The 19,885-nt window shown below is 63.2% G+C and carries 14 protein-coding genes; 1 reads left to right on the top strand and 13 read right to left on the bottom strand.

Translation table 11 applies throughout. The features are described 5' to 3' along the window. Positions 1–33: 33 nt before the first annotated feature. The 5 genes from F4Y38_04430 to F4Y38_04410 all read right to left on the bottom strand — a co-directional run bounded on the left by F4Y38_04430 (position 34) and on the right by F4Y38_04410 (position 8,499). Positions 34–2,835: a TonB-dependent receptor plug domain-containing protein gene (locus tag F4Y38_04430; GenBank protein ID MXY48533.1), complete on the bottom strand. Its 2,802-nt coding sequence runs from the start codon at positions 2,833–2,835 to the stop codon at positions 34–36. 198 nt (positions 2,836–3,033) lie between these two features. Beyond that, entirely contained in the window at positions 3,034–4,425 is a 1,392-nt protein-coding gene (locus F4Y38_04425; protein MXY48532.1) for an alanine:cation symporter family protein, read from the bottom strand. A gap of 57 nt (positions 4,426–4,482) precedes the next feature. Beyond that, the gene (locus tag F4Y38_04420) at positions 4,483–5,310 is read right to left on the bottom strand and encodes a phytanoyl-CoA dioxygenase family protein (protein ID MXY48531.1); all 828 of its coding nucleotides are present in this window, start codon (positions 5,308–5,310) and stop codon (positions 4,483–4,485) included. 74 nt (positions 5,311–5,384) lie between these two features. Beyond that, on the bottom strand, positions 5,385–6,230 hold the full coding sequence (locus F4Y38_04415; GenBank protein ID MXY48530.1) for a hypothetical protein: 846 nt from the start codon (positions 6,228–6,230) through the stop codon (positions 5,385–5,387). A gap of 34 nt (positions 6,231–6,264) precedes the next feature. Then, positions 6,265–8,499 carry a tetratricopeptide repeat protein gene (locus F4Y38_04410; GenBank protein ID MXY48529.1) on the bottom strand — a complete coding sequence of 745 codons (2,235 nt, stop codon included), beginning with the start codon at positions 8,497–8,499 and terminating at the stop codon, positions 6,265–6,267. 301 nt (positions 8,500–8,800) lie between these two features. On the opposite strand from F4Y38_04410, the gene recA reads away from it, so the two are divergent. Continuing rightward, entirely contained in the window at positions 8,801–9,880 is a 1,080-nt protein-coding gene (gene recA, locus F4Y38_04405; protein ID MXY48528.1) for a recombinase RecA, read from the top strand. Positions 9,881–9,947: 67 nt separating this feature from the next. On the opposite strand, the gene mutY is transcribed toward recA, so the two are convergent. The 8 genes from mutY to F4Y38_04365 form a co-directional block, all read right to left on the bottom strand. Beyond that, on the bottom strand, positions 9,948–11,018 hold the full coding sequence (mutY, locus tag F4Y38_04400; GenBank protein MXY48527.1) for an A/G-specific adenine glycosylase: 1,071 nt from the start codon (positions 11,016–11,018) through the stop codon (positions 9,948–9,950). Between the two features lie 77 nt (positions 11,019–11,095). After that, positions 11,096–12,346, bottom strand: a complete 1,251-nt coding sequence (locus tag F4Y38_04395; GenBank protein ID MXY48526.1) for an FAD-binding oxidoreductase — start codon at positions 12,344–12,346, stop codon at positions 11,096–11,098. A 3-nt stretch (positions 12,347–12,349) separates the two neighbouring features. Further along, positions 12,350–12,742 carry a thioredoxin family protein gene (locus F4Y38_04390; protein ID MXY48525.1) on the bottom strand — a complete coding sequence of 131 codons (393 nt, stop codon included), beginning with the start codon at positions 12,740–12,742 and terminating at the stop codon, positions 12,350–12,352. A gap of 89 nt (positions 12,743–12,831) precedes the next feature. Next, entirely contained in the window at positions 12,832–14,037 is a 1,206-nt protein-coding gene (locus F4Y38_04385) for an MFS transporter (GenBank protein ID MXY48524.1), read from the bottom strand. Next, complete coding sequence (locus F4Y38_04380; protein MXY48523.1) at positions 14,034–14,684, bottom strand: DUF1028 domain-containing protein; 651 nt, start codon at positions 14,682–14,684, stop codon at positions 14,034–14,036. The genes F4Y38_04385 and F4Y38_04380 overlap by 4 nt, the downstream gene beginning before the upstream one ends. After that, the gene (locus F4Y38_04375; protein MXY48522.1) at positions 14,681–17,578 is read right to left on the bottom strand and encodes an FAD-binding protein; all 2,898 of its coding nucleotides are present in this window, start codon (positions 17,576–17,578) and stop codon (positions 14,681–14,683) included. The genes F4Y38_04380 and F4Y38_04375 overlap by 4 nt, the downstream gene beginning before the upstream one ends. Before the next feature lie 98 nt (positions 17,579–17,676). After that, on the bottom strand, positions 17,677–18,483 hold the full coding sequence (locus F4Y38_04370; GenBank protein ID MXY48521.1) for a phytanoyl-CoA dioxygenase family protein: 807 nt from the start codon (positions 18,481–18,483) through the stop codon (positions 17,677–17,679). Positions 18,484–18,506: 23 nt separating this feature from the next. Then, the gene (locus F4Y38_04365; GenBank protein ID MXY48520.1) at positions 18,507–19,835 is read right to left on the bottom strand and encodes a glycerate kinase; all 1,329 of its coding nucleotides are present in this window, start codon (positions 19,833–19,835) and stop codon (positions 18,507–18,509) included. Positions 19,836–19,885 lie beyond the last annotated feature (50 nt).

The raw sequence follows: 19,885 nt of genomic DNA, 5'->3' as shown, positions 1-19,885 counted from the left end.
TACCGGGACCCGTCTGTTTACCGTACGTTCAGCCTACAGGTAGTGGGACAGCCTGATGTACATGTACCTGCCCAGGTAGTCGTACGTCGAAGCGTCCGACGTGCCCAGGAACCCGTTGAAGATCACCGCGGGCGCCGAGTCGAACACATTGTTGATTCCAACCGTGATCACGGAGCTTCCGGCCCCGGAGAACAGCCGGTAGGACCCCTGGATGCCGAAGAGGTGGTTCGCGTCCACCTCCCGGACCGTCGGGGTCGTATCCACGTCGTCGCGGTACAGGCCCTTGCAGTCGTCGTCCTCGCACTCCTGGAATCCGCCGGTGTACTGCCAGCTCACACCCGCCGACGTCCGGCCCCACTTCAGCCCGACATTGGCGTTGTGCCGCCAGGTCGGGAACACGCCCAGGTCGTAGTAACCCTTGCCTTCGACCAGCTCGAAACCGCCCGGAACGGGCAGGTACACGTCGTAGGCGAAGAGCATGTTGGACTCGACCCGCGCCGAGAGCAGACCGAGGGGCGTGTCGTCGATGTAATTCAGCTCGATGTCCAGCCCGTTGGTTTCCGTCTCGCCGATGTTGGTGGCGGTCGAGAAGATATTGGTGATCAGGTTGTTCGCGTCACGCTGGACCTTGTCACAGTCCGTCGGGTTGTCCTGGGAGTAGCAATTGCTCAGGATCAGGCCCGCGCCGAGTGCGCCGATTTCATCCTCGATCTTGGTGGCGTAGTAACTGACCGCGATATCCAGGTTGTCGATGAACTCGGGCTGATATACCACACCGGCCGTCATCGTGTTGGCACGCTCGGGATCGAGATCGGTGGATCCGCCGACTCTGGCCCTGAGCTGCGCCCGGGTGTCCTCGAAATTCCCGGGGACCCCCGCGGACGCGCAATTGCGCATCTGCTGCGAGGTCAGGTTGCGCGGATTGCCGGCTTCGTCCACGACACTGCAGGGATCGCTGACCAGCGGAAAGCTGTCGCTCTGGCCCAGAAACATTTCGGCGATGCTTGGAGCCCGGAAGGCCTTCGAGAAGGTCGACCGGAGGGCCAGGCCTCGAGGCAGTTCGAGTCGGGCGCCTGCTTCGTACGTGAAATCCGACCCGAAGGTGTCGTAGTCGAACAGCCGCCCGGCGGCCGTAATGTCCAGGCCGCCCATGTCGTTCTGGTAAACCGGTATGCTGGTCTCGGCGTAGACCGCGCGGACCGAGTAATCGCCCTCGGTTGCTTCTTCCTTGTTGCCCGTGGTGTTGCCCGTCGCGGTAATGGGATCGGGAATCGCGCCGCCCGCTTCCCACCGGGACGATGCCCCTACGGCAACGGCAAGGGGCCCCGCCGGCAGATCGTACAGGTCGCCGGTCAGGTTGTACTGCAGTATTCTCTGCGTTGTATAGCCTCTTGCAATACCGGTATACTGGATGTACTTCAGCATATCTTCGGTGATCGTACCAGGACCGCCGAAGAGGTTCAGGGGTACGCAGCCTCCCACGCATTCCGATTCGGGTCCCAGGGCCATTTCGATATTGCTCCGGATGAACCGGCCTTCGTTGACATTAGTCCCGCTGGTGCGCCCATAGGTAAAGGCCAGGTCCCCGGCAAATCCCCGGAACTCGTGATCCAGTCCCAGAACGATCCGGTAGGTGTCGAGGTCCTGCAGGAAGTTGCGGTTGCTCGCCTCGACGAACCGCCGGCGCACGTCGATGAAGTCGCGGCCGAACTCGTTGTACTGGTTCTCCGCCGATACCGAGATCCCTTCGCTGATAATGAACAGCGGGGTCGGCGCCAGCTTCTGGTCCGACTGCCGGTTGGTATACGACACCTCGAAGAAACCGGTAAGGTTGTCGTTGAACAGGTAATTCCCGCTGAGGAACGCGGAATACCGGGTCTGCGGCGTGTACAGGTAATTCTCCGGCTGGTAGTTGTACAGGTCGCCCGTACCGTCCAGGGAGTTTCCGGCGGAGTTGAACGGACGCCATCCACCCGATGGAGCGTTGAAGTAAAACCCTGCGTTCTCACCAGCTCTTTGCACGATCGCCTGCCAGGCCGCGTTGCCCTCCTGCCTCAGACGGTCGATGATGGTTCCTTCGGGCGTGGCCGAACTGCCGCTGGTGGTGAAGGTGCCGTCGTTCGCCCCCCAGTCGTAGCTCTTGTCCGCCTCGCTGAAATCGCGGTCGCCGGTCCAGACGGGCTTGCGGTTGTGGTATCCCGCGGAAAACAGGATGCTGCCCCTTCCGCTCCGCAGTCCGGCGGTTACGCTTGCATCGATGACGTCACCGTCGCCAGCGCCCGAGACCCCCTGGTAGTACTCGAACTCCACGCCTTCCAGGTCGGATCGCGTGATGATGTTCACGACCCCTCCGATGGCATCGGAACCGTACACGGCCGAAGCGCCGTCCTTGAGCACCTCGATCCGATCAATGACGGAGGCCGGTATGGAGTTCAGATCGACGGACGAATTCGCCCCGGTTCCACCCGGCACGAAACGGCGGCCGTTGACCAGCACGAGGGTGCGGGTGGAGCCCAGTCCGCGGAGGCTGATCCGAGTGGATCCGTCGCCGCCGTTATTGGCCTGGGTGTTGATGGCGTTGGATTGGACAGTGAGGGTCTGGAGTACGTCGCCTATGGAGGCGAGCCCTTTTTCCTGAATTTCTGTCTTGGCGAGGATGACTACTGGTGCGGTTGATTCTGCGGCTTCGCCCCTGATGCGGGATCCGGTCACGGTCACCTCTTCAGCGACGAAGTCGACGCCTTCCAATTCCTGGTCCTGCTGGGCCATGGCATCGGTCGAGACCAGGGCGAACAGCCCAATGGTCAACCAGGAAAGGTACTTTCGGTGTATCATGGCGAATCTCCTTACGCTTGGATGGTGGAATCGATAAAACTCCTCCTCCTCGTGTAGATGGTTATTTGGCTTGGGATGGGTGGTAACTACAATATGTCGTTTATTTTTGAAGTTGTAAATACAAAATGTTTGATTTTTCAAACAAATGTAACATCGCGAGGAAGTTGCCGGATCTGCCGTTATTTCGGAATCAAATGGTTATGCCGGAGACGGCCGGCCGGTCTGTGTTCCACCAGGCGATGCGGAGTCGCTGTACCTCCGGAACGCGTTCATTACCCGGGGCGCGAGTCGCAGGGTGGAAGTCATGGTCGGAATCGCCAGGAGGGCGAACAGGCTGTCTGCGAAACTGATCACCACGTCGATCGAGGCGACGGAGGCGACCACGACGAGAACCACGTAGGCCACGTTATACAGTTTCGCATACCTGGCGCCGATCAGAAAGCTCAGGCACTTGGCGCCGTAGTAGGAGTAGGTCAACAGCGTTGTAACGGCGAAGAAGAAGACACATACGGTAAGGACGAACGCCCCGTAACCGGGCATGGCGGCTTCGAAGGCGCCCGCGGTAAGCGTCACCCCGGAATCCGTAGTGGTCTGCCAAACGCCGGTCATGAGGATCACGAGCGCGGTACAGGTGCAGACGATCATCGTATCGATGACCGGTCCCATCATGGCGACCAGGCCCTCACGGACCGGCTCGCCGGTCTTTGCGGCGCCATGGGCCAACGCTTCCGTACCGATGCCGGCCTCGTTCGAAAGGGCCGCGCGGCGGACTCCGGTGATGATGGTCGTGCCGACCACGCCGCCCGCCACCGCCGATCCGGTGAAGGCGTCCGTCAGGATAAGGGAAAGATACCGGGGCACATCGCCCAGGTTGTACAGGATAATCCACAGGGTCGAAACCATGTACAGGACCACCATGGACGGCACGGCGCGGGAGGCGACTTCAGCAATGCGGGTAATTCCGCCGAATACCACGGATGCCACGAGAACGGAAAGGATGATACCGGCGATCAGGTCGAAACTGAAGTGGCCGCCTTCGAAAGACATGTAAGGCGCGAATACGACGTCCCTGACGATCTGGATCAACTGATTGGGCTGAAGGAAGGGAAAGCAGCCGATGACCCCGGCCACCGCAAAGAAGACGGCCAGGGGTTTCCAGGCGCCCCCCAGTCCTTCTGAAATCACGTACATCGGCCCGCCCTGAATGCGCCTCTCGGTGTCCCGTCCCCGGTACATGACGGCCAGCGAGCAGGTGAAGAACTTGGTCGCCATGCCGACGAACGCGCTGACCCACATCCAGAAGATCGCGCCCGGGCCTCCCGCGGTGATGGCGATGGCCACGCCGGATATGTTCCCCATGCCGATCGTAGCGGAGAGGGCGCTGACCAGTGCCTTGAAGTGGGAGACGTCGCCGGGGTCGTCGGGATCATCGTATCTGCCGCGTACCAGGTCGATGGCGTGCTTCACATACCGGAACGGCATGAAGCGGCTATAAAGCAGCAGGAGGGCTCCGCCGCCGATGACCAGGTAGAATACGTAGGACCATGCCAGGTCGGAGAAGGCGACTACGTAGGGTGCTATGAAGTCCATGGCCAGGCACTCCGGGCCTGCGCGGTATTACGAGCGTTTACGCCTGATGGACGCGGGTCAACCCGTGGGCGCGTCCTGCCTGAAGCTGCGTACCATCTCGATGTAGTCGCGGGAGAACAACTGGTCAGGGCGCTTGTCGTAGCTGAAGATCGCGATGATCCGGGGCCGTTTCGTCGGACCGACCGGAGACACCCGGTGCAGGGCGTATTTGCCGTTGAACAGCACCAGCGTTCCCGGCCGGATGTCCGTGCGTTGAACGTGTTTTCCAGGCGCTTTGAAGACGGCACGCACATCGTCGTAGTGTTCGTCGTAGTCCGCTCTGAGGCCCGGTACGTATTCGAATGCCCCACCGGCATCGGGCGCCTGAATCAACAGCGTGATATTGCCGTTATTGGAATCGAAGTGCCACCCGTTGCTGTCGCCCTCGTGCGCGATCTGCAAAGTCAGGGCGAGATGGGGACAGGCGCTCGTGTAAAGGGTATCGAACCCGAGCACCCTTCGCACGAATTCGGTCAGGGCCGGCCAGTGGAATACGCTGCGCACGAGACTGTCGTTGGGGATCTGGTAGTTGAGGACCTGCCGGTAGCGGTTGACATGCTCGACGGTCCGGGGATGGCCGGCGGGCCAGGTCCGGTCGACGCAGTCGTTTCCCTCGTAGCTGGTGCGCGGCCGGTCGTAGTAGTAGCCAAGCGGGATCAAAGCGCTGGTCTCCCGCACCATGCCGGCCACCGTATGCGAATCCAAAAACCCTTCGAGTACGCAAATGGATTGCTCCTCGAGCTCGGATTGGCAGGATGAAAGAAATGCCTGGCCGTCGGGACTGTCGAGGTCCTCCAGCGGGTATCGGCCGACATCCACCAGGGTGGCGGGATTTGCGGGTTTCATGGTCCTGGTCCTCCCTTGGGCGCGGGTCCTCCCTTGGGCGCGGGTCCGCCCGGGTCGGTCCGCCCGGGCGCGCTTCACAGGCTGCGGATCTCCCAGAGTTCCACCACCATTTCCGATGGATATCCGATGGGATCGAAGTCGTCCGTCTCCCTGGCGTCGTATCCTACTTCGCCGAACAGGTTCTCGATGGTTCGGGAGGAATGATGCTGCGCTTCCCCAATCGTGTGGTAGAGGTAGACCGCGGAGGGCAGTATGACGGGATAGCCCATCTCGTACAGCGCGTAGGCCAGTCGACCCTTCTGCAGACGGGAGACAACTTCATCGGCATGCTGGATGATTCGCGTATCTTCTTGCTCGACGTCCACATCGAATCGGAAGGCGAAGTGACTGCGGAGATATCCCTGGTCGTGCAGGAAACGGCCGACGCGATCGATGGCGGCGGACAATTGTTCGAGCTGGCCCGGCGTGTTCAGGCCTTCGGGCAGGTCCAGCGCGAGGTGACGATTCAGGTGGTCGAAAAACAACTTGCCCACCCGGATGGTAAACAGCCGGCGTTCCCGTTCCAGTCCGTCCTCGAAACGATCCGGATGTCTTTCGATGTGCCGGAAGGCCGACCTGTAGAACGCATAGGAAAGGGCGTCGAATTCGCCCGACTGCAGCGCCGTTTCACCGTCCGGGTGAACGAAGGCTTCCACCAACCCCCGCCTGGCCGGCCGGCCGTAGACCGTCCGGATGTACCCTTTGGCGCTTTCCCGGACCTCGTTCAGCGCGTCGCTGTCGGGGTCCAGCGCCTTCCATACGCTGACGATAGCGTCGGACATGAACGCGGTGAACGCGCTGCCTACCGGCCACCAGTCGGCATATTCGGGAAACGGCCTTTCACCGACGACCTGTTCGAGCGTTTTTTTCGTCATATGCATGTAGAATGATCTTCCTGGGATCCAACGGCGCCGGCTATCCCGATCTGTTCAGAAAGGTCTCCACCTGGGGGAGCAGCATGGGGTCCGCGGAGAGACGAATATACTCACGCAGCGCATCCCGGGCCTGCTCGTAATCGCCGATCCGGAAGTAAGAGATACCCAGGCGGAAATGTCCGGCGCCCAGTTCCGGGGCGAGGCGGACGACTTCCCGGTAGCTCCGAATGGCCTGATGGTATCGACGAAGCATATCATTGACAAGGCCAACATTGAAATGCGCGGTCGTAAACCGCGGTCGCAGCGCCACGGCCTGGTCCAGGGCGCGCAACACCCGTCCCGCGGCTTCGGTCTTCGTACGCATCGCCGTCAGCGCGTCCAACGGAGCGGTACCGTCCGGTTCGCCGGCCAGGCGTACCGCGCCCTCCCATGCTTCGAGCGCCGACTCGAAGTCGCCGCCGGAAACCCTCGCGATGGCCAGGATGGCGTTGGGCAGTGGATCCGCAGTTTCCGGGTCAATCGCTTTCTCGACCGTTGTCGCCGCCTCCTCCCACTTCCCCTGGGCTAGCAACACGGCAGCCACGGCCATCCGAGCGGCGTTCCATTCCGGCCGCGCCGCAAGGGATGCCCGGAAGTGTGAGAGCGCGGCCTCGAGATCGTAACCGTAGGCGGCTTCGACTCCGTCCCTGTACGCCGACCGCGCTTCACCGCCCACGCCGGAGGACCGGGCGGCCACCCGCCGGAGCGGCATCCAGTCGAAGCCCACGCGGGCCGAGGGATCATGGCCCGCCCATCGGGCCGCGAGTCCGCGCCAGGTTTCGATCACGTCGTCCACGACGGCGTCCCGGCTGTAGGAGAGCGCGAGGTTGTTGTAGGCTTCCGGAAAATCCTCTCGAAGCGCGATAGCCCTGTTGAACTGTTCGCTGGCCTCTTCATCCTTCCCCTGCCTGAGATAAACGATGCCGAGGTTGTTGTGGACCTCGGCGATGCCTACTTCGGCACGGATGACCTTCCTGAATTCCTCGACCGCTTCGTCCAGTCTGCCCGCCTCCGCGTACAGCAGTCCGAGGTTGGTACGGGCGTCGTAGAAACGGTCGTTCAACGCGAGCGCCTTCCCGTAGGCGTCCATGGCATCTTCGGTCCGGTCCATGTTGGCATACATGGTGCCCAGGTTGTTGTAGGCTTCGAAGAACTGCGCGTCGACGGCGATCGCCGTTTCATAGGCTTCGACCGCCTCGGCGTGGCGGTCCTGCAGTGCAAAGATGTTTCCGATGTACAGATGCGCCTCCGCAAGCCCGGGGTCCTCGGCCAGGGCCTGCTCGAAGGCCTGCTTCGCCTCCACGTACGCGCCTTGTTCGTAATAGGTCAACCCCCTCACATGGACATAGGGCGGCGGCCGGCGTCCCTGCCGGCTGCCGGGAGACGGGGGGCCGCCCATCTTCCCGAACCTGGCGCGGTAGGCCGCGATGCTCTGGGTCTTCGAACGGTCCACGGCGCTTACGGTACTGCCTTCCAGTGCGCTCTCGAGCCGCCTGTCCAACACGGGGTTGTCCGCCAGAAGCCGGAACGCCTCGTCGTATCTCCCCGTCCTGGAGTAGACCAGCGCCATATTGTACCTGGCCACGGCGTGCGTGGAATCCTGTGCCAACGTCCGGTGATACCACGCCTCGGCCTCGTCCAGCCGTCCCTGGCGGTAGTATATGTTGCCGACTCCGGTCAGCATGGCCACGTCATCGGGTGCGAAGACCAGCGCTTCCTCGTACGCGTCCAGGGCCTGGCCGTACGAACCGGACAGTTCGCTGGACCGGCCCAGGCCCATCAGGGCGTTCCGGAGTTGATAGCGGTTTGCCTCCGGCAGGCCGCGGGCGATATCGACGGCCGCGCCATAGGCTCTCGCCGCGCCTTCGTGATTCCCTTTGCGGGTATAAATCGCGCCGAGGTTGAGCCGCCAGTTGATTTCGTCGGGCGATAGAACGACGGCCTGCAGCGCTTCCCGCAACGCCTCGTCGTATCTGCCCAGGTAGTAGTAGGCCACGCTCAGGTTTCCGAAGGCCTCGGAATCCGTCAGGTCCAGGGCCAGCGCCCGGCGGTAGTAGGCGATGGCGCCTTCGTAGTCGCCTTCGTTCATTAATGCGAGACCGGATGCTTTCACGCTCGCGCTGTCGGCGTCGTCGGGAATGGTTCTCGGCGCACCCGCGCCCGCGCAGCCCGATGATGCCCAATGGAGGCAGAAGGCGGCCGCTCCGAGGCAGATTATCGTCCTGAAGGCACTCATTCCACGCTCCGCTCCACTCGTCTGGTCCGGCGGCGGCGAAAGGGGTATATAGTTACAATATACGGCTTTCGAAGCCCTTTCTCTCCCTTTTTTTCCATGCGCGCGACGACAGGCCGGATCGGCGCGAAATTACTTTACTTCCAGGTCGTTCGGGAATACTTTTTCTCAAGATTCCTCACCCGGTTTACGACCATTTCATTTAGTCAAACGAAATTCGCTTGACACTACACAAATGTTTGGCATATTGGACAGGTATGCCAAAAAAACGTCCACATGCATCAACGAAGGGGAGATCGCGGACATGAACGATAACGATCCGGGAAGGGAGAAGGCGCTGAGCGGCGCCATATCGCAAATAGAGCGGCAGTTCGGCAAGGGTTCCATCATCAGGATGGGAGACGAGAACCCCCAACTGTCCGTCGAGTCCATACCCACGGGATCCCTGACCCTCGATCTGGCGTTGGGCATCGGCGGCGTGCCCCGTGGGCGCGTGGTGGAGATCTACGGAAACGAGTCCTCCGGTAAGACCACGCTGGCCAAGCATATCGTGGCCGAGGCGCAGAAACTGGGCGGAATGGCCGCCTTCATCGACGCGGAACACGCGCTGGACATCCGCTACGCGCGGGCCCTCGGCGTGGACATGGACAAACTGCTCATCCATCAGCCGGATACGGGCGAGCAGGCCCTCGACGTGGCCGAGATCCTGGTCCGCAGCGGCGGTGTGGACGTGATCGTCATCGACTCGGTCGCCGCGCTCGTTCCGAGGGCGGAAATTGAAGGAGAAATGGGTGATTCCCATGTCGGCCTGCAGGCCCGCCTGATGTCGCAGGCGCTGCGAAAGCTGACCTCGGTGATCAACCGGTCCAGGACCTGCCTGATCTTCATCAACCAGATCCGCCAGAAAATCGGGGTGATGTACGGCAATCCGGAAACGACGACCGGAGGGCTGGCCCTGAAGTTCTATTCCTCGGTCCGGATCGAGGTGCGCAGGATCGGGAACATCAAGGGGGACGACGCCTCGGCGGGCATCCAGGTACGGGGTACCGTAAAGAAGAACAAGCTGGCGGCGCCCTTCCGCGAGGCGCAGTTCGATATCATCTACGGGGAAGGGATCTCCAAAGAGAGCGACCTGATCGAACTCGGGGTCAATAACGGCATCATAGAAAAGAGCGGGACCTGGTTTTCCTATAGTGACGAAAGGCTCGGGCAGGGCCGCGAGAACGTGCGGCAACTGCTCAGGGAACAGCGGGACCTCGCCGTAGAGATCGAAGAGAAAGTCCGTGCGATATTCGCACCTCCGGACCAGGACGAATCGGTCGAAAACAACGGAGTCGCCGGGAAACCGGCCGCCCGTCCCGAATCCTCGGTGAAGCGGCGCTGAAAAGGCGGTGGCGCCAGGTAGTAGGCCGCGCCGGATGGGGTAGGACCTGTCCGGCGCGCGCTATGCTTTATGTGGAACCGGCAGGCTCCCGGACTTCTCGGACCTTTGCCGCGGCTTCGATCAGGCGCCGATAGGCCCTGGGGAAGGCGAAACGGCCGAGGTCTTCGAACCGTACCCATCGGCATTCGTTTCCGTCGCGATGGCGGACTACCCCTTGAAGATGCGAACAGTTGTAGCCCTGCAGCGTCATCTCGAAATGGGTAAAGGCATGTCGCAGGGTGGCAACGGAGCGATCGACACGAATGCCGATCCCCAGCGTGTTTTTCATTTCTTCTGCCAGAAATGTTTCCCCATCGACCCCTTTACCGACGATTCCGCCCGGGAACTCCCATAGTCCACCCAGCAGGCCGTCCGTCGGCCGCCGGACGATCAGCACCTCGTCGTTCCGGCGCACGATGCCGGCCACGACACGATGGTGAGGTCGTTGCGGGCGCGGCTTTTTACGCGGCAGCACCGCAGGGTCCGGCAACGTTTTTCGGGCTTCGCAAAACGGGTTCACGGGACATTCACCGCAACGGGGTTTGCGCGGCGTGCAAATCTTGGCCCCCAGTTCCATCATGGCCTGGTTGAAGTTGCCCGCCCGGCCCCTGGCGAGGAGTCGCCCGGCGAGGCCGTCTATTCTCTTTCTTGCCGCTGAGGAAGCCGGGGTATCGGTCAGGTGGAACAGGCGGCTCAATACGCGAACGACATTGCCATCGACGACCGGACAATCCCTTCCGAAGGCGATGCTCGATATGGCGGCAGCCGTGTAGGGCCCGATGCCCGGCAGGTCCGAGATCCGTGCGGGATCGTCGGGTATCTGCCCGCCGTGTTCGTCGACGACCCGGCGGGCGGCCCGATGCAGGTTCCTCGCCCTGGCGTAGTACCCCATGCCTTCCCATGCCTTCAGGACGTCCTCGAGCGAGGCCTTGCCGAGGTGCTCTACCGTGGGGAAACGATCCATGAACCGGTCGTAGTAGGGCCGTACCTGATCTACCCGCGTCTGCTGGAGCATGATTTCAGATACCCAGACCGCGTAGGGGTCACAGGTCCGCCGCCACGGCAAGTCCCGCTGGTGCTCGCCGTACCAGTCGAGCAGGGCGCGGCGGAACGCGTCGATCTGCCTGGCGTTCAAGCGAAAATCCGATTTCGCGTCCATGGTCACGCGCCTTGCTGTCAATGCCTACGTGATTGCCCCGGCAGGCTGTATTCACCGTGGGTGATCCGGGTCCGGTTGTACGCTTCCGTCTCTTGTGGATCGAACCGGTTCGGCGAAAAATCCCCAATATCGATTTCGGGCCGTCCGTCCGCGACGCATCCCGCCAGCAATACGCCGGCCGCCGGGTTGTAGGCGAAGCCACCGGAATGAAAGGCGACGCCTACGTACAGCCCCGGGAAGCGCTCAACGGGTCCGAGCACCGGTTCGCCATCCGCGGAGAAGGACAGCAGGCCCGCCTTCTCGATTTCCCAGCCGGTATAATCGCCCCTTCCCGTCCGTCCGGTCGAGCCCACTCGGCCCGCACGGCCGGCCACGGGAACGAGCGGGAGCAGGTTTTCCCGCGCGGCCTCGTCAAGCCCGGGCGGCGGGGCAATCGTCGACATCAGGAAATCGCGGCCGGGTACGCGAAACTCCGGCGCCTCGGGGTTCTCGATGCCCGCAAGCAAGCGCTGTCCGTAATGCGGCCGGAGATATCCCCCGTAGGGATTGGCGTTGACCGCCGGGATCCGGACCGGGGCGGGCAGCGGCACCGTGACGTAACGCTGGTGCACGAAGGACTTCAGGGGCAGCTGCAGTCCGATGGTTTCCAGAACCTTCAGGGTCCAGACGTGAACCGTACTCACCACGGCATCGGCCTCGATGCGCCTTCCATCGGCGACGACGCCCGCCATGCGTCCCCCATCCACGATGAAGTCGGAGACCATGCACCCTTCCCTGATCTCCACGCCCAGGGCGCGGCAACCATCCGCCAGGGCCGGGAGGTAGTGATCCGGTTCGCTGTAGCCGCCCAGGGGATCGAAAAGCCCGACCGGCTCACCGGTCAGCGCCAGGTCCGGCCAGGCCGCGGCCATCTCGGTTTGGTTCATGATCGTGTATTCCACGCCCAGGCGGTCGTACAGGGGCAGCAGCCGTTCCCGTTCCGGCCAGCTCGCCGCGTCGAACACGTTCAGGCAACCCACATCCTGGTACCGGTAGCCATCCAGTTCCCCGGACAGTTCCCTGAACCGGGTCAGGCTGATCTTGCGGGCCAGGACGCCGGTTTCCGACCAAAGCAGCCCGGTAATGATCCCGGCGGCCCGGCTGCTGGCGCCGTCTCCCACGCGTCCCTTCTCGACGACCGTGACGCTTCCGTACGACTTGCGGGCCAGATGGTAGGCCGTGCTGAGGCCGATCACCCCCGCGCCGACTATGACGGCCCGTCTCGACATGGCTCAGTCCTCCAGCGCGTTCTTTATGTCCTTGCCTGTGATGGAAAAATGGGAAGCGTGCCAGGTCACTTTCCCGTCCCGGACCAGCAGCAGCTGCGGCGACTCGTGCCTGATACCCAGGCGGGATTCGATCTCATTGGAGAGATTCCGGTTCTCGATGACCATGACCTGGGTGAACAGCGGCGTGGACGCGTTCTCGTCGGTGTCCCCGTCCCCGTCTCCGTTCGTGTCCATGTCCGCGAAATCGTCCGCGAAATCGTGGTAATGATCGGCGGCCCGGGCGCTCACCGGGCAGACTGTACTGTGCTTGTAAACGAAGACGGGACGTTCGGTCGATGAGGCGATGGCCTCGTCCAGCGCAGATAATTCGGTCAGGCGCACGACACGGTCAGACATGAAGGCCCTCCTTGAAACCACGGGGTGCTGCCGGCCATCCCCGGATACGATTTCGATGCAACGACCCCTGCTTCCACAACTTGACGGGATCAGGTCACTCTCTCAAAGTCCGCGGCCGCCTTGCGCACGCGGGTAGCGGCCCTTCGGAACTCGCGGTCCGGTGGCAGCAACAGGGCCAGCGCCACGGCGGCCAGCGGGATCAGTGCCAGTACTTCAAGCGTTGCCACTACGCCGATGCGGTCCGCGATACCGCCGAAGACGATCAGCGCGCCACCCGCCGCGCCCCAGCTGAATCCCATGGGAAAACTGGAAGCCGTTCCCGCGCTGTCCGGTACGAGTTCCTGGGCCATGGCGACGGAAACGGAATTGGACGCCATGTTCATGAATCCTCCCAGGAACAGCCAGACCGGAAGCATCGGCCCGGTGTCGTAGAGCGATGCGAACAGGAAGGGGGTGGAAAACAGGATCGTGGACCAGATCACGCGGCTCCGTCCCAACCGGTCGGAAAGCCAGCCGCCGACGAACCCGCCGATCACCGCGCCGCCCTGAAAGACGAAGAGCAGGTCGCCCCCCTGCTGCAGGGTAAGGCCCCGATCCTTGAGCAGCAATACGAAAAAAGTGGCGAAACCAACCCCGGAGATCGTCCGGATGATGCCCACTACCGTGAGATTGACCATGGGCCACAGATTCGGCCGGAATGAAGCGCCCACATCGGCCAGGCGGGTTATCCTGCGGTCTTCATTGCGGATGGGGATGACCCGGGCCATGGCCAATACGGCGATTACCGTGGGAACCGCGAGCCAGACCAGGCTTTCGAGACCGAAGCGCTCCACGATGCGGGGCACGACAAAGGGGCTTGCCGCCAGACCGGCGGTTCCGCCGACGATGAAAAGCGACACGCCGTAACCGCGTCTCGAACCGCTGACGTCGCCGGCCATGGACACGCTCTGCGGGTGGAAACTGGCGGTGCCGAACCCTCCCAGAATGATAAACAGTAGCAGCACGAGAAAGGAGGGCGCCAGTCCCACGGCAGACATGAAGACGGCGCAGAACACCGGGCCGAGGATGATGAAATAGCGTTTCTCCATCCGGTCCCCCAGGATACCCATCAGAGGTTGGACCAGGGAGGAGGTCATGGCCGGCAGGCCGGCGAGCAGTCCGGCCTGCGTAAGGGAGAGTTGCAGCCGCGTAACGAGCGCGGGCAGAATCGGTGTCAGCAGGGAGGAGAAGAGGTCCACCAGGAAGTGAACCACGGTCAGCAGCACGAGCTTGGCGCGCTGCATGTCGGACTTCATGGATTGAGCCTTCCATGGAGCAGGTACAGGCGCTTCAGTTCCTCGATGGGATCGGCATGGTCATCGACCCGCAGGTCCACGAGGAAGTCGGATGTACCGCCGCAGCCCCCGCCTTCCCGCGCCACGAGCAGGGCGGCCGACTGCATGCCCCGCCGGTCGCCGCCGGCATCCTGGCCGGCCGTGAGCGCGGCGAGCAGATTCGCCGCGAAATCCTCCTCGCCGGGTGCCTCGAAAGTTTCCGCCATGACGGCGACCACCTCTTCACCCGCGAGGATATTTCCCAGGCAGACGTAGCCCCCACCGGTCACGTGCCCCGCCCACTCCTGGCATTCCTCCCCCGTGAAGGCCGCCGCCGTGCCGTCGAGATCCACCACGCCGACCTGGCGGGACTGCCGGCCGGCATCGGATTCGATCAGGCGTTCGAGGGTGTCGATGGCGCCGACGTCCTGTTCGAGCAGGTCGAGCCCCCTGGGGCCGAAGGACGCGTTGGCCCAGGCCTGCGTGGCGATGGCGCCGGCGTTGAACCGCGCCCAGGGGACCACGGATCCCACGGCGAGATACTTCGACTGGGTCGCCACGCCGAGATCCCCCGTATCGGGGTCCAGGGCGACGATGGAAAAAGTGGAGAAACAGGGGGCGCGGTTCAACGCTGGATGCTCCGTCGGTCGCCGAGCGCATTTCTGATCAATACGATGGGATGGAGGGCGGTCCTGCCCGTGCCGTCGACGATCTGGTGCCGGCAGGAGGTCCCCGTCGCGGCGAATTCTGTCCCTTCATCGGCGGCACGGATAGCGGGGAAGAGCCGGTCTTCGCCGATTTTCATCGACAGGTCGTAGTGCTCCCGTTCGTAGCCGAAGCTGCCGGCCATGCCGCAGCAACCGGTATTCAACGTCGTGACCTCGTACCCGGGCACCAGTTCCAGGGCGGCCACGGTGGAACCCGTGCCGGCGATGGCCTTCTGCTGGCAGTGTCCGTGCAGGCTGATCGACCGGCCGGTGGGCCGGACCGGAAGCGAAAGGCGGCCGGCCCCGTGTTCCCGGGCCAGGAACTCGTCGATCATGAGCATGCCCTCTGCGAGCCGGTCGGCCCTCGGGTCGTCCACGAGGTCGCGGTAGTCGTCCCGGAACGTCATGACGCAGCTGGGTTCACAGCCCACGATGGTCCATCCGCGGTCCACAAACCGGACAAGCTGGGCGATATTGTATTCGGCGGCTGCCCGGGCCTGGCGCAGCATGCCCTTCGAGATCAGGGGCCTGCCGCAGCAGGCGCGGGGTTCGGCCAGCACCACGCGGTATCCGGCGCCTTCGAGTACCTCCACGGCGGCCACGCCGATGTGGGGCTCGCTGTAGTTGACGAAGGTGTCCGGGAAGAAGACGACCGTAGGCCGATCACGGTCATCGGCGCGTCCGGGGCCGCGCTGATAGAACCACTGTTCGAAGGTAACTTCGGCAAACTCCGGCAGGGACCGCCTCCTGTCCACGCCGATCGTCCGTTCCAGGATCCGCTTATGCCAGGGATGGTTCACGATCCGGTTGCTCAGCGGTGCGAAGGCGGAACCGAGCCGGTTGAGTGCTTCGATGCGGCCGAACAGGCGGTTGCGCAGGGGCAGCCCGTGCTTCTCATAGTAGTGGGCGAGGAATTCGTACTTCATCTTGGCCATGTCGACGTTGGAAGGACACTCGCCCTTGCAGCCCTTGCACTCCAGGCAGAGGTCGAGGGCTTCGTAGACCCGCCGGCTCGTGAACCCTTCCCCGTCCAGCCTGCCCGACAGGGCGGCCCGGAGCACGTTCGCGCGGCCCCGGGTGCTGTGCTCCTCGTCGAGCGTGGCGATATAGGACGGGCACATGGTCCCCACCAGCTTCTTGCGGCAGGCGCCGACCCCGTTGCAGAGCTCGATGGACCGCGAGAACCCGCCGTCGCCCGAGAAATCGAAATAAGTGTTGATCTCTTCCGCCTGGTAAGCCGGGCCGAATCGCAGGTTGTCCGTCATCTTCTGGTTCGCGATGATCTTGCCCGGATTCATGATGCCGTTCGGGTCGAACACGGCCTTGACCGCCTTGAAGGCCTCGTACAGCCGCGGCCCGAAAACCTGCTCGTTCCATTCGCTCCGCACGAGTCCGTCGCCGTGCTCGGAACTGACCGCGCCGCCGTAGGCCAGGACCAGGTCGCGGATTTCTTCGGCGATGGCCCGCATGCGCGCGATGCCCTCGGATTCCTTGAGATTGATGAGCGGCCGGATGTGGATCGTGCCCACGCTGGCATGGGCGTAGTAGGAGGCCACCGTGCCGTGCTTGTGGACGATATCGCGGAAGTCGCGGATGTAGTCCGGAAGCTTCTCCGGCGAGACCGCCGTGTCCTCCACGAAAGTCGCCGGCTTGGTATCCCCCTTCATGCCCATCAGCAGCCCGAGTCCCGCCTTGCGTATGGCCCAGGCGTTCGACTGGGCGGCGGGGGTCGTGGCCCGGACGCAGGCGTAGCCCAGGCGCTTCTCCCGGAGCAGGGATTCGAGGGCGTCCAGGCGGTCCGTGACCTCTTCGGCCGTTTTCCCGTAATACTCGACCATGAGGATGGCTTCCGGGTCGCCTTCGATGAAGTCCCGCTGATGGGCGGCCGCGGGGGAGTCCTTGGCCAGGTCCAGTATGGTCTTGTCGGTGAGTTCCACGGCCGAGGGATCGGTCTTCAGGATCTCGACCGTCGCTTCCATTGATTCGATAAGGTCCGAGAAATGGCAGATGCTGAGGGCTTTATGCACAGGTAACGGCACCAGGTTGACGCGTGCCTCGGTCACGGCGGCCAGGGTGCCCTCGGATCCGACGATCATCTTGCAGGGGTCGAAGGGACCTTCTCCAGTGAATTCGTCCAGATTGTATCCGCCCACGCGCCGCATGATCCGGGGGTACTGGGCCTCGATCTCGTCCCGGTTCTCGTGGGCAATGCGGCGGATTTCGCGGTAGATCCGGCCCTCCAGGCCGCCGAGTGCGGCCTTCTCGCCGTATTCGCGGTCGCCGACCGGCTTGAAGACCGTCCGCGTGCCGTCGCTCAGGACCACGTCGAGTTCCAGGACGTGGTCGATCGTCTTGCCGTAAATGATGGAATGGGAACCACAGGAGTTGTTGCCGATCATGCCGCCGACGTTCGCCCGGTTGCTCGGCGAGACGTCCGGGGCGAAGAGCAGTCCCAACGGTTTCAGGTGGGCGTTGAGTTCGTCGAGCACCACGCCGGGCTGGATTCTGGCCCAATGCTCCTCGACGTTGACCTCGAGGACCCGGTTCATGTGCCGGGAGAAGTCGACCTGTATGCTGCGGCCCACCGCCTGGCCGCCCAGGCTGGTGCCCCCGCCGCGGGGCGTGACGGGGATGCCTCTTTCGTAGGCGAACCGGAGGAGTTGGGAGACCTGGTCCGCGTGCGCCGGATACGCGACGCCCAGCGGCTGGATTTCGTAGATGCTGGCGTCCGTGCTGTACAGGACCCTGGCCGTTTCGTCGAATCGGAACGCGCAGTCGATCTCTTTCCCGATCTGTTCCTGCCAGGCTGTGTCCATGTACCTTGCCTTTGCGACGTTCCGGGCGGTGCCGGGTCAGGCCCGCGGTTCGTTCCGGGTGGTGCCGGGTCAGGCCCGCTGCCGGAGAAGCGAACGAATCATACGGTTAACGTGACCACTTCCCTCTGGGTGACGTCCTTGATTTCCGTGAAGGAGGCCAGGGCCATCAATTCGTTGGTCTCGGGCGAAAGCCGGGCCTTCAGCGTGTCCGTCGTCCACGGACCGCCGCCGCTGTACTGGGGCGCGTACCGCAGCACGAGCACGATACGCTTCCGGTCGGTCGGCTTCCACCGGAGGGTGCCGTGCGTGAGCAACTCGGAGATGACCACCGCGTCGCCCGCCCTGGGCGTAACGTTTGTCGTGCCGGGTGGCGCGTCGTCTTCCAGGTCGCCCCCGTCGAAGACCGAATCGGGCCGGTCGAAATTGCACTTGTGGGACCCGGGCACGACCACGAGTCCGCCGTCGCCGGGATATACGTCGGTGAGATAGATGAATACGACGAAATCATCGCAGTAAATGCGGCCGTCCCGGCATTCGTAGCGCGTGCTCTGCCAACCGTAGGCCTCGCGCGCGCAGTGGAGCGATCCCGGATCGACGACTCCCCCTGGCTGGTTCACGAGCATGGACCCCCGTACGAAACGGGGTTTGCCGGACGTGAACTCCTTTACGATTGGCCAGTAGCTCGGCTGGAATACCAGCCGCTCCAGTGCCTTGTCGAAGGCGAATCCGTTGTCGTAAATGCGGCCGTCCCTGCTTCCGAAATCCGGCGGGAGGTCTTCGGAGGGCGTGCGGATATACCGCTCCGCGGCGTCAAGCGCTTCTGCGAGCGCTGCTTCTCCGAGGGCGCCTTCCAGGTGCAGAAATCCGGTCAGGTCGAACAGGTACCTCTGTGTTTCGGTCATCATGGTGGATTCCAGCTTTTGCGTCCTCAATCGACGAGCAACAGACGCAGGTCCATGACATTGGTATGGGTAGGGCCCGTCATGACGAGGTCGCCCAGCGGTTCGAAAAAGTGATAGGCGTCGCTTCGGTCCATGCAGGCGTCGGCGTCCAGCCCCATTTCGGCGGCCCGGGTAAGCGTATGTCCGTCCGCCACAGCGCCCGCGGCGTCGGTCGGACCGTCCGTTCCGTCCGTTCCTGCGCTGAACACGACGGTTCGTTCCAGTCCCACGATGCCCGAAACGGTGGCCAGTACGAATTCCTGGTTCCGTCCGCCCTTGCCGCCGCCCGTCAGCGTGACCGTGGTCTCGCCGCCGGAAATCACGCACGCGGGGCGCCGAACCGGATCGCCGTACCCTGCGATCTCCCGGGCCATGGCGGCGTAGACACGGGCGACCTCGCGCGTCTCGCCGTCGATCGAGCTGGACAGCACGAGCGGGTTGTAGCCTCTCCTTTCCGCCTCGATCCGGGCGGAATCGAGTGCCTGCCGGTTGTTGGCGACCATGACCGTCTGCGTACGACCGAAGACCGGATCACCGGGATCCGGTGTTTCCGGTACGGTTCCATTCGACCCCGCATCCAGGTGGCGAATCACCGCAGCAGGCAGTTTACCGCGCAGACCGTACTTTTCGAGAATCGCCAGGCAATCGGCAAAGGTGCTTTCATCCGGCACCGAGGGCCCCGACGCGATGATGTCGAGCGGGTCCCCGATGACGTCCGATAGAACCAGGCTCACCAGCCGCGCGGGCGACGCCAGCCTGGCCAATTGTCCACCTTTTACCCGCGAGATATGCTTGCGAATCGTATTGGTCTCGTTGATCGTCGCGCCGCACTGCAGCAGTTGTTCCGTGACCGCCCTTTTCTCCTCCAGCGTCACCCCTTCCGCAGGCAACGGCAGGAGTGCGGATCCTCCACCCGAAAGCAGGCAGAATACCAGGTCGTCTTCGCCGAGAGGCGCCAGGAGTTCGACGATTTGCTCCGTTCCGTCCACGCCCGCCGCGTCGGGAACGGGATGGCCCGCTTCGACCACCTTAATGCGCCGCAGCGGCGTAGAATGGCCGTACTTGACGTTGACCATGCCCCCGGTGAGCCGGTCGCCGAGCAGCGATTCCATAGCGCCGGCCATCACCGAACCCGCTTTGCCGGCACCGACGACGTAGACGTTTTCAAACCGGTCCAGGTCGCAGTCGTGGCCACCGATTTTCAGCCGGTTTCCTTCACGTACGACATGGCGCCGGATGGCCGCCGCTGGATCTACGGCTTGCAGGGCCGCGTCGAATATGCACCTTGCGTCTTTGCGAAGGGCGGCAGTGGACATGTCCTGTAGTCGTGGAAAGCGCTGCGGACTCCGGATCATGCAAAACGGGC

It is taken from the genome of Gemmatimonadota bacterium, assembly GCA_009838645.1.
In the GTDB taxonomy this organism is placed as follows: domain Bacteria; phylum JAAXHH01; class JAAXHH01; order JAAXHH01; family JAAXHH01; genus JAAXHH01.
The sequence above is the reverse complement of the archived record's forward strand: the minus strand, read 5'-3'. Positions and strand labels throughout refer to the sequence as shown.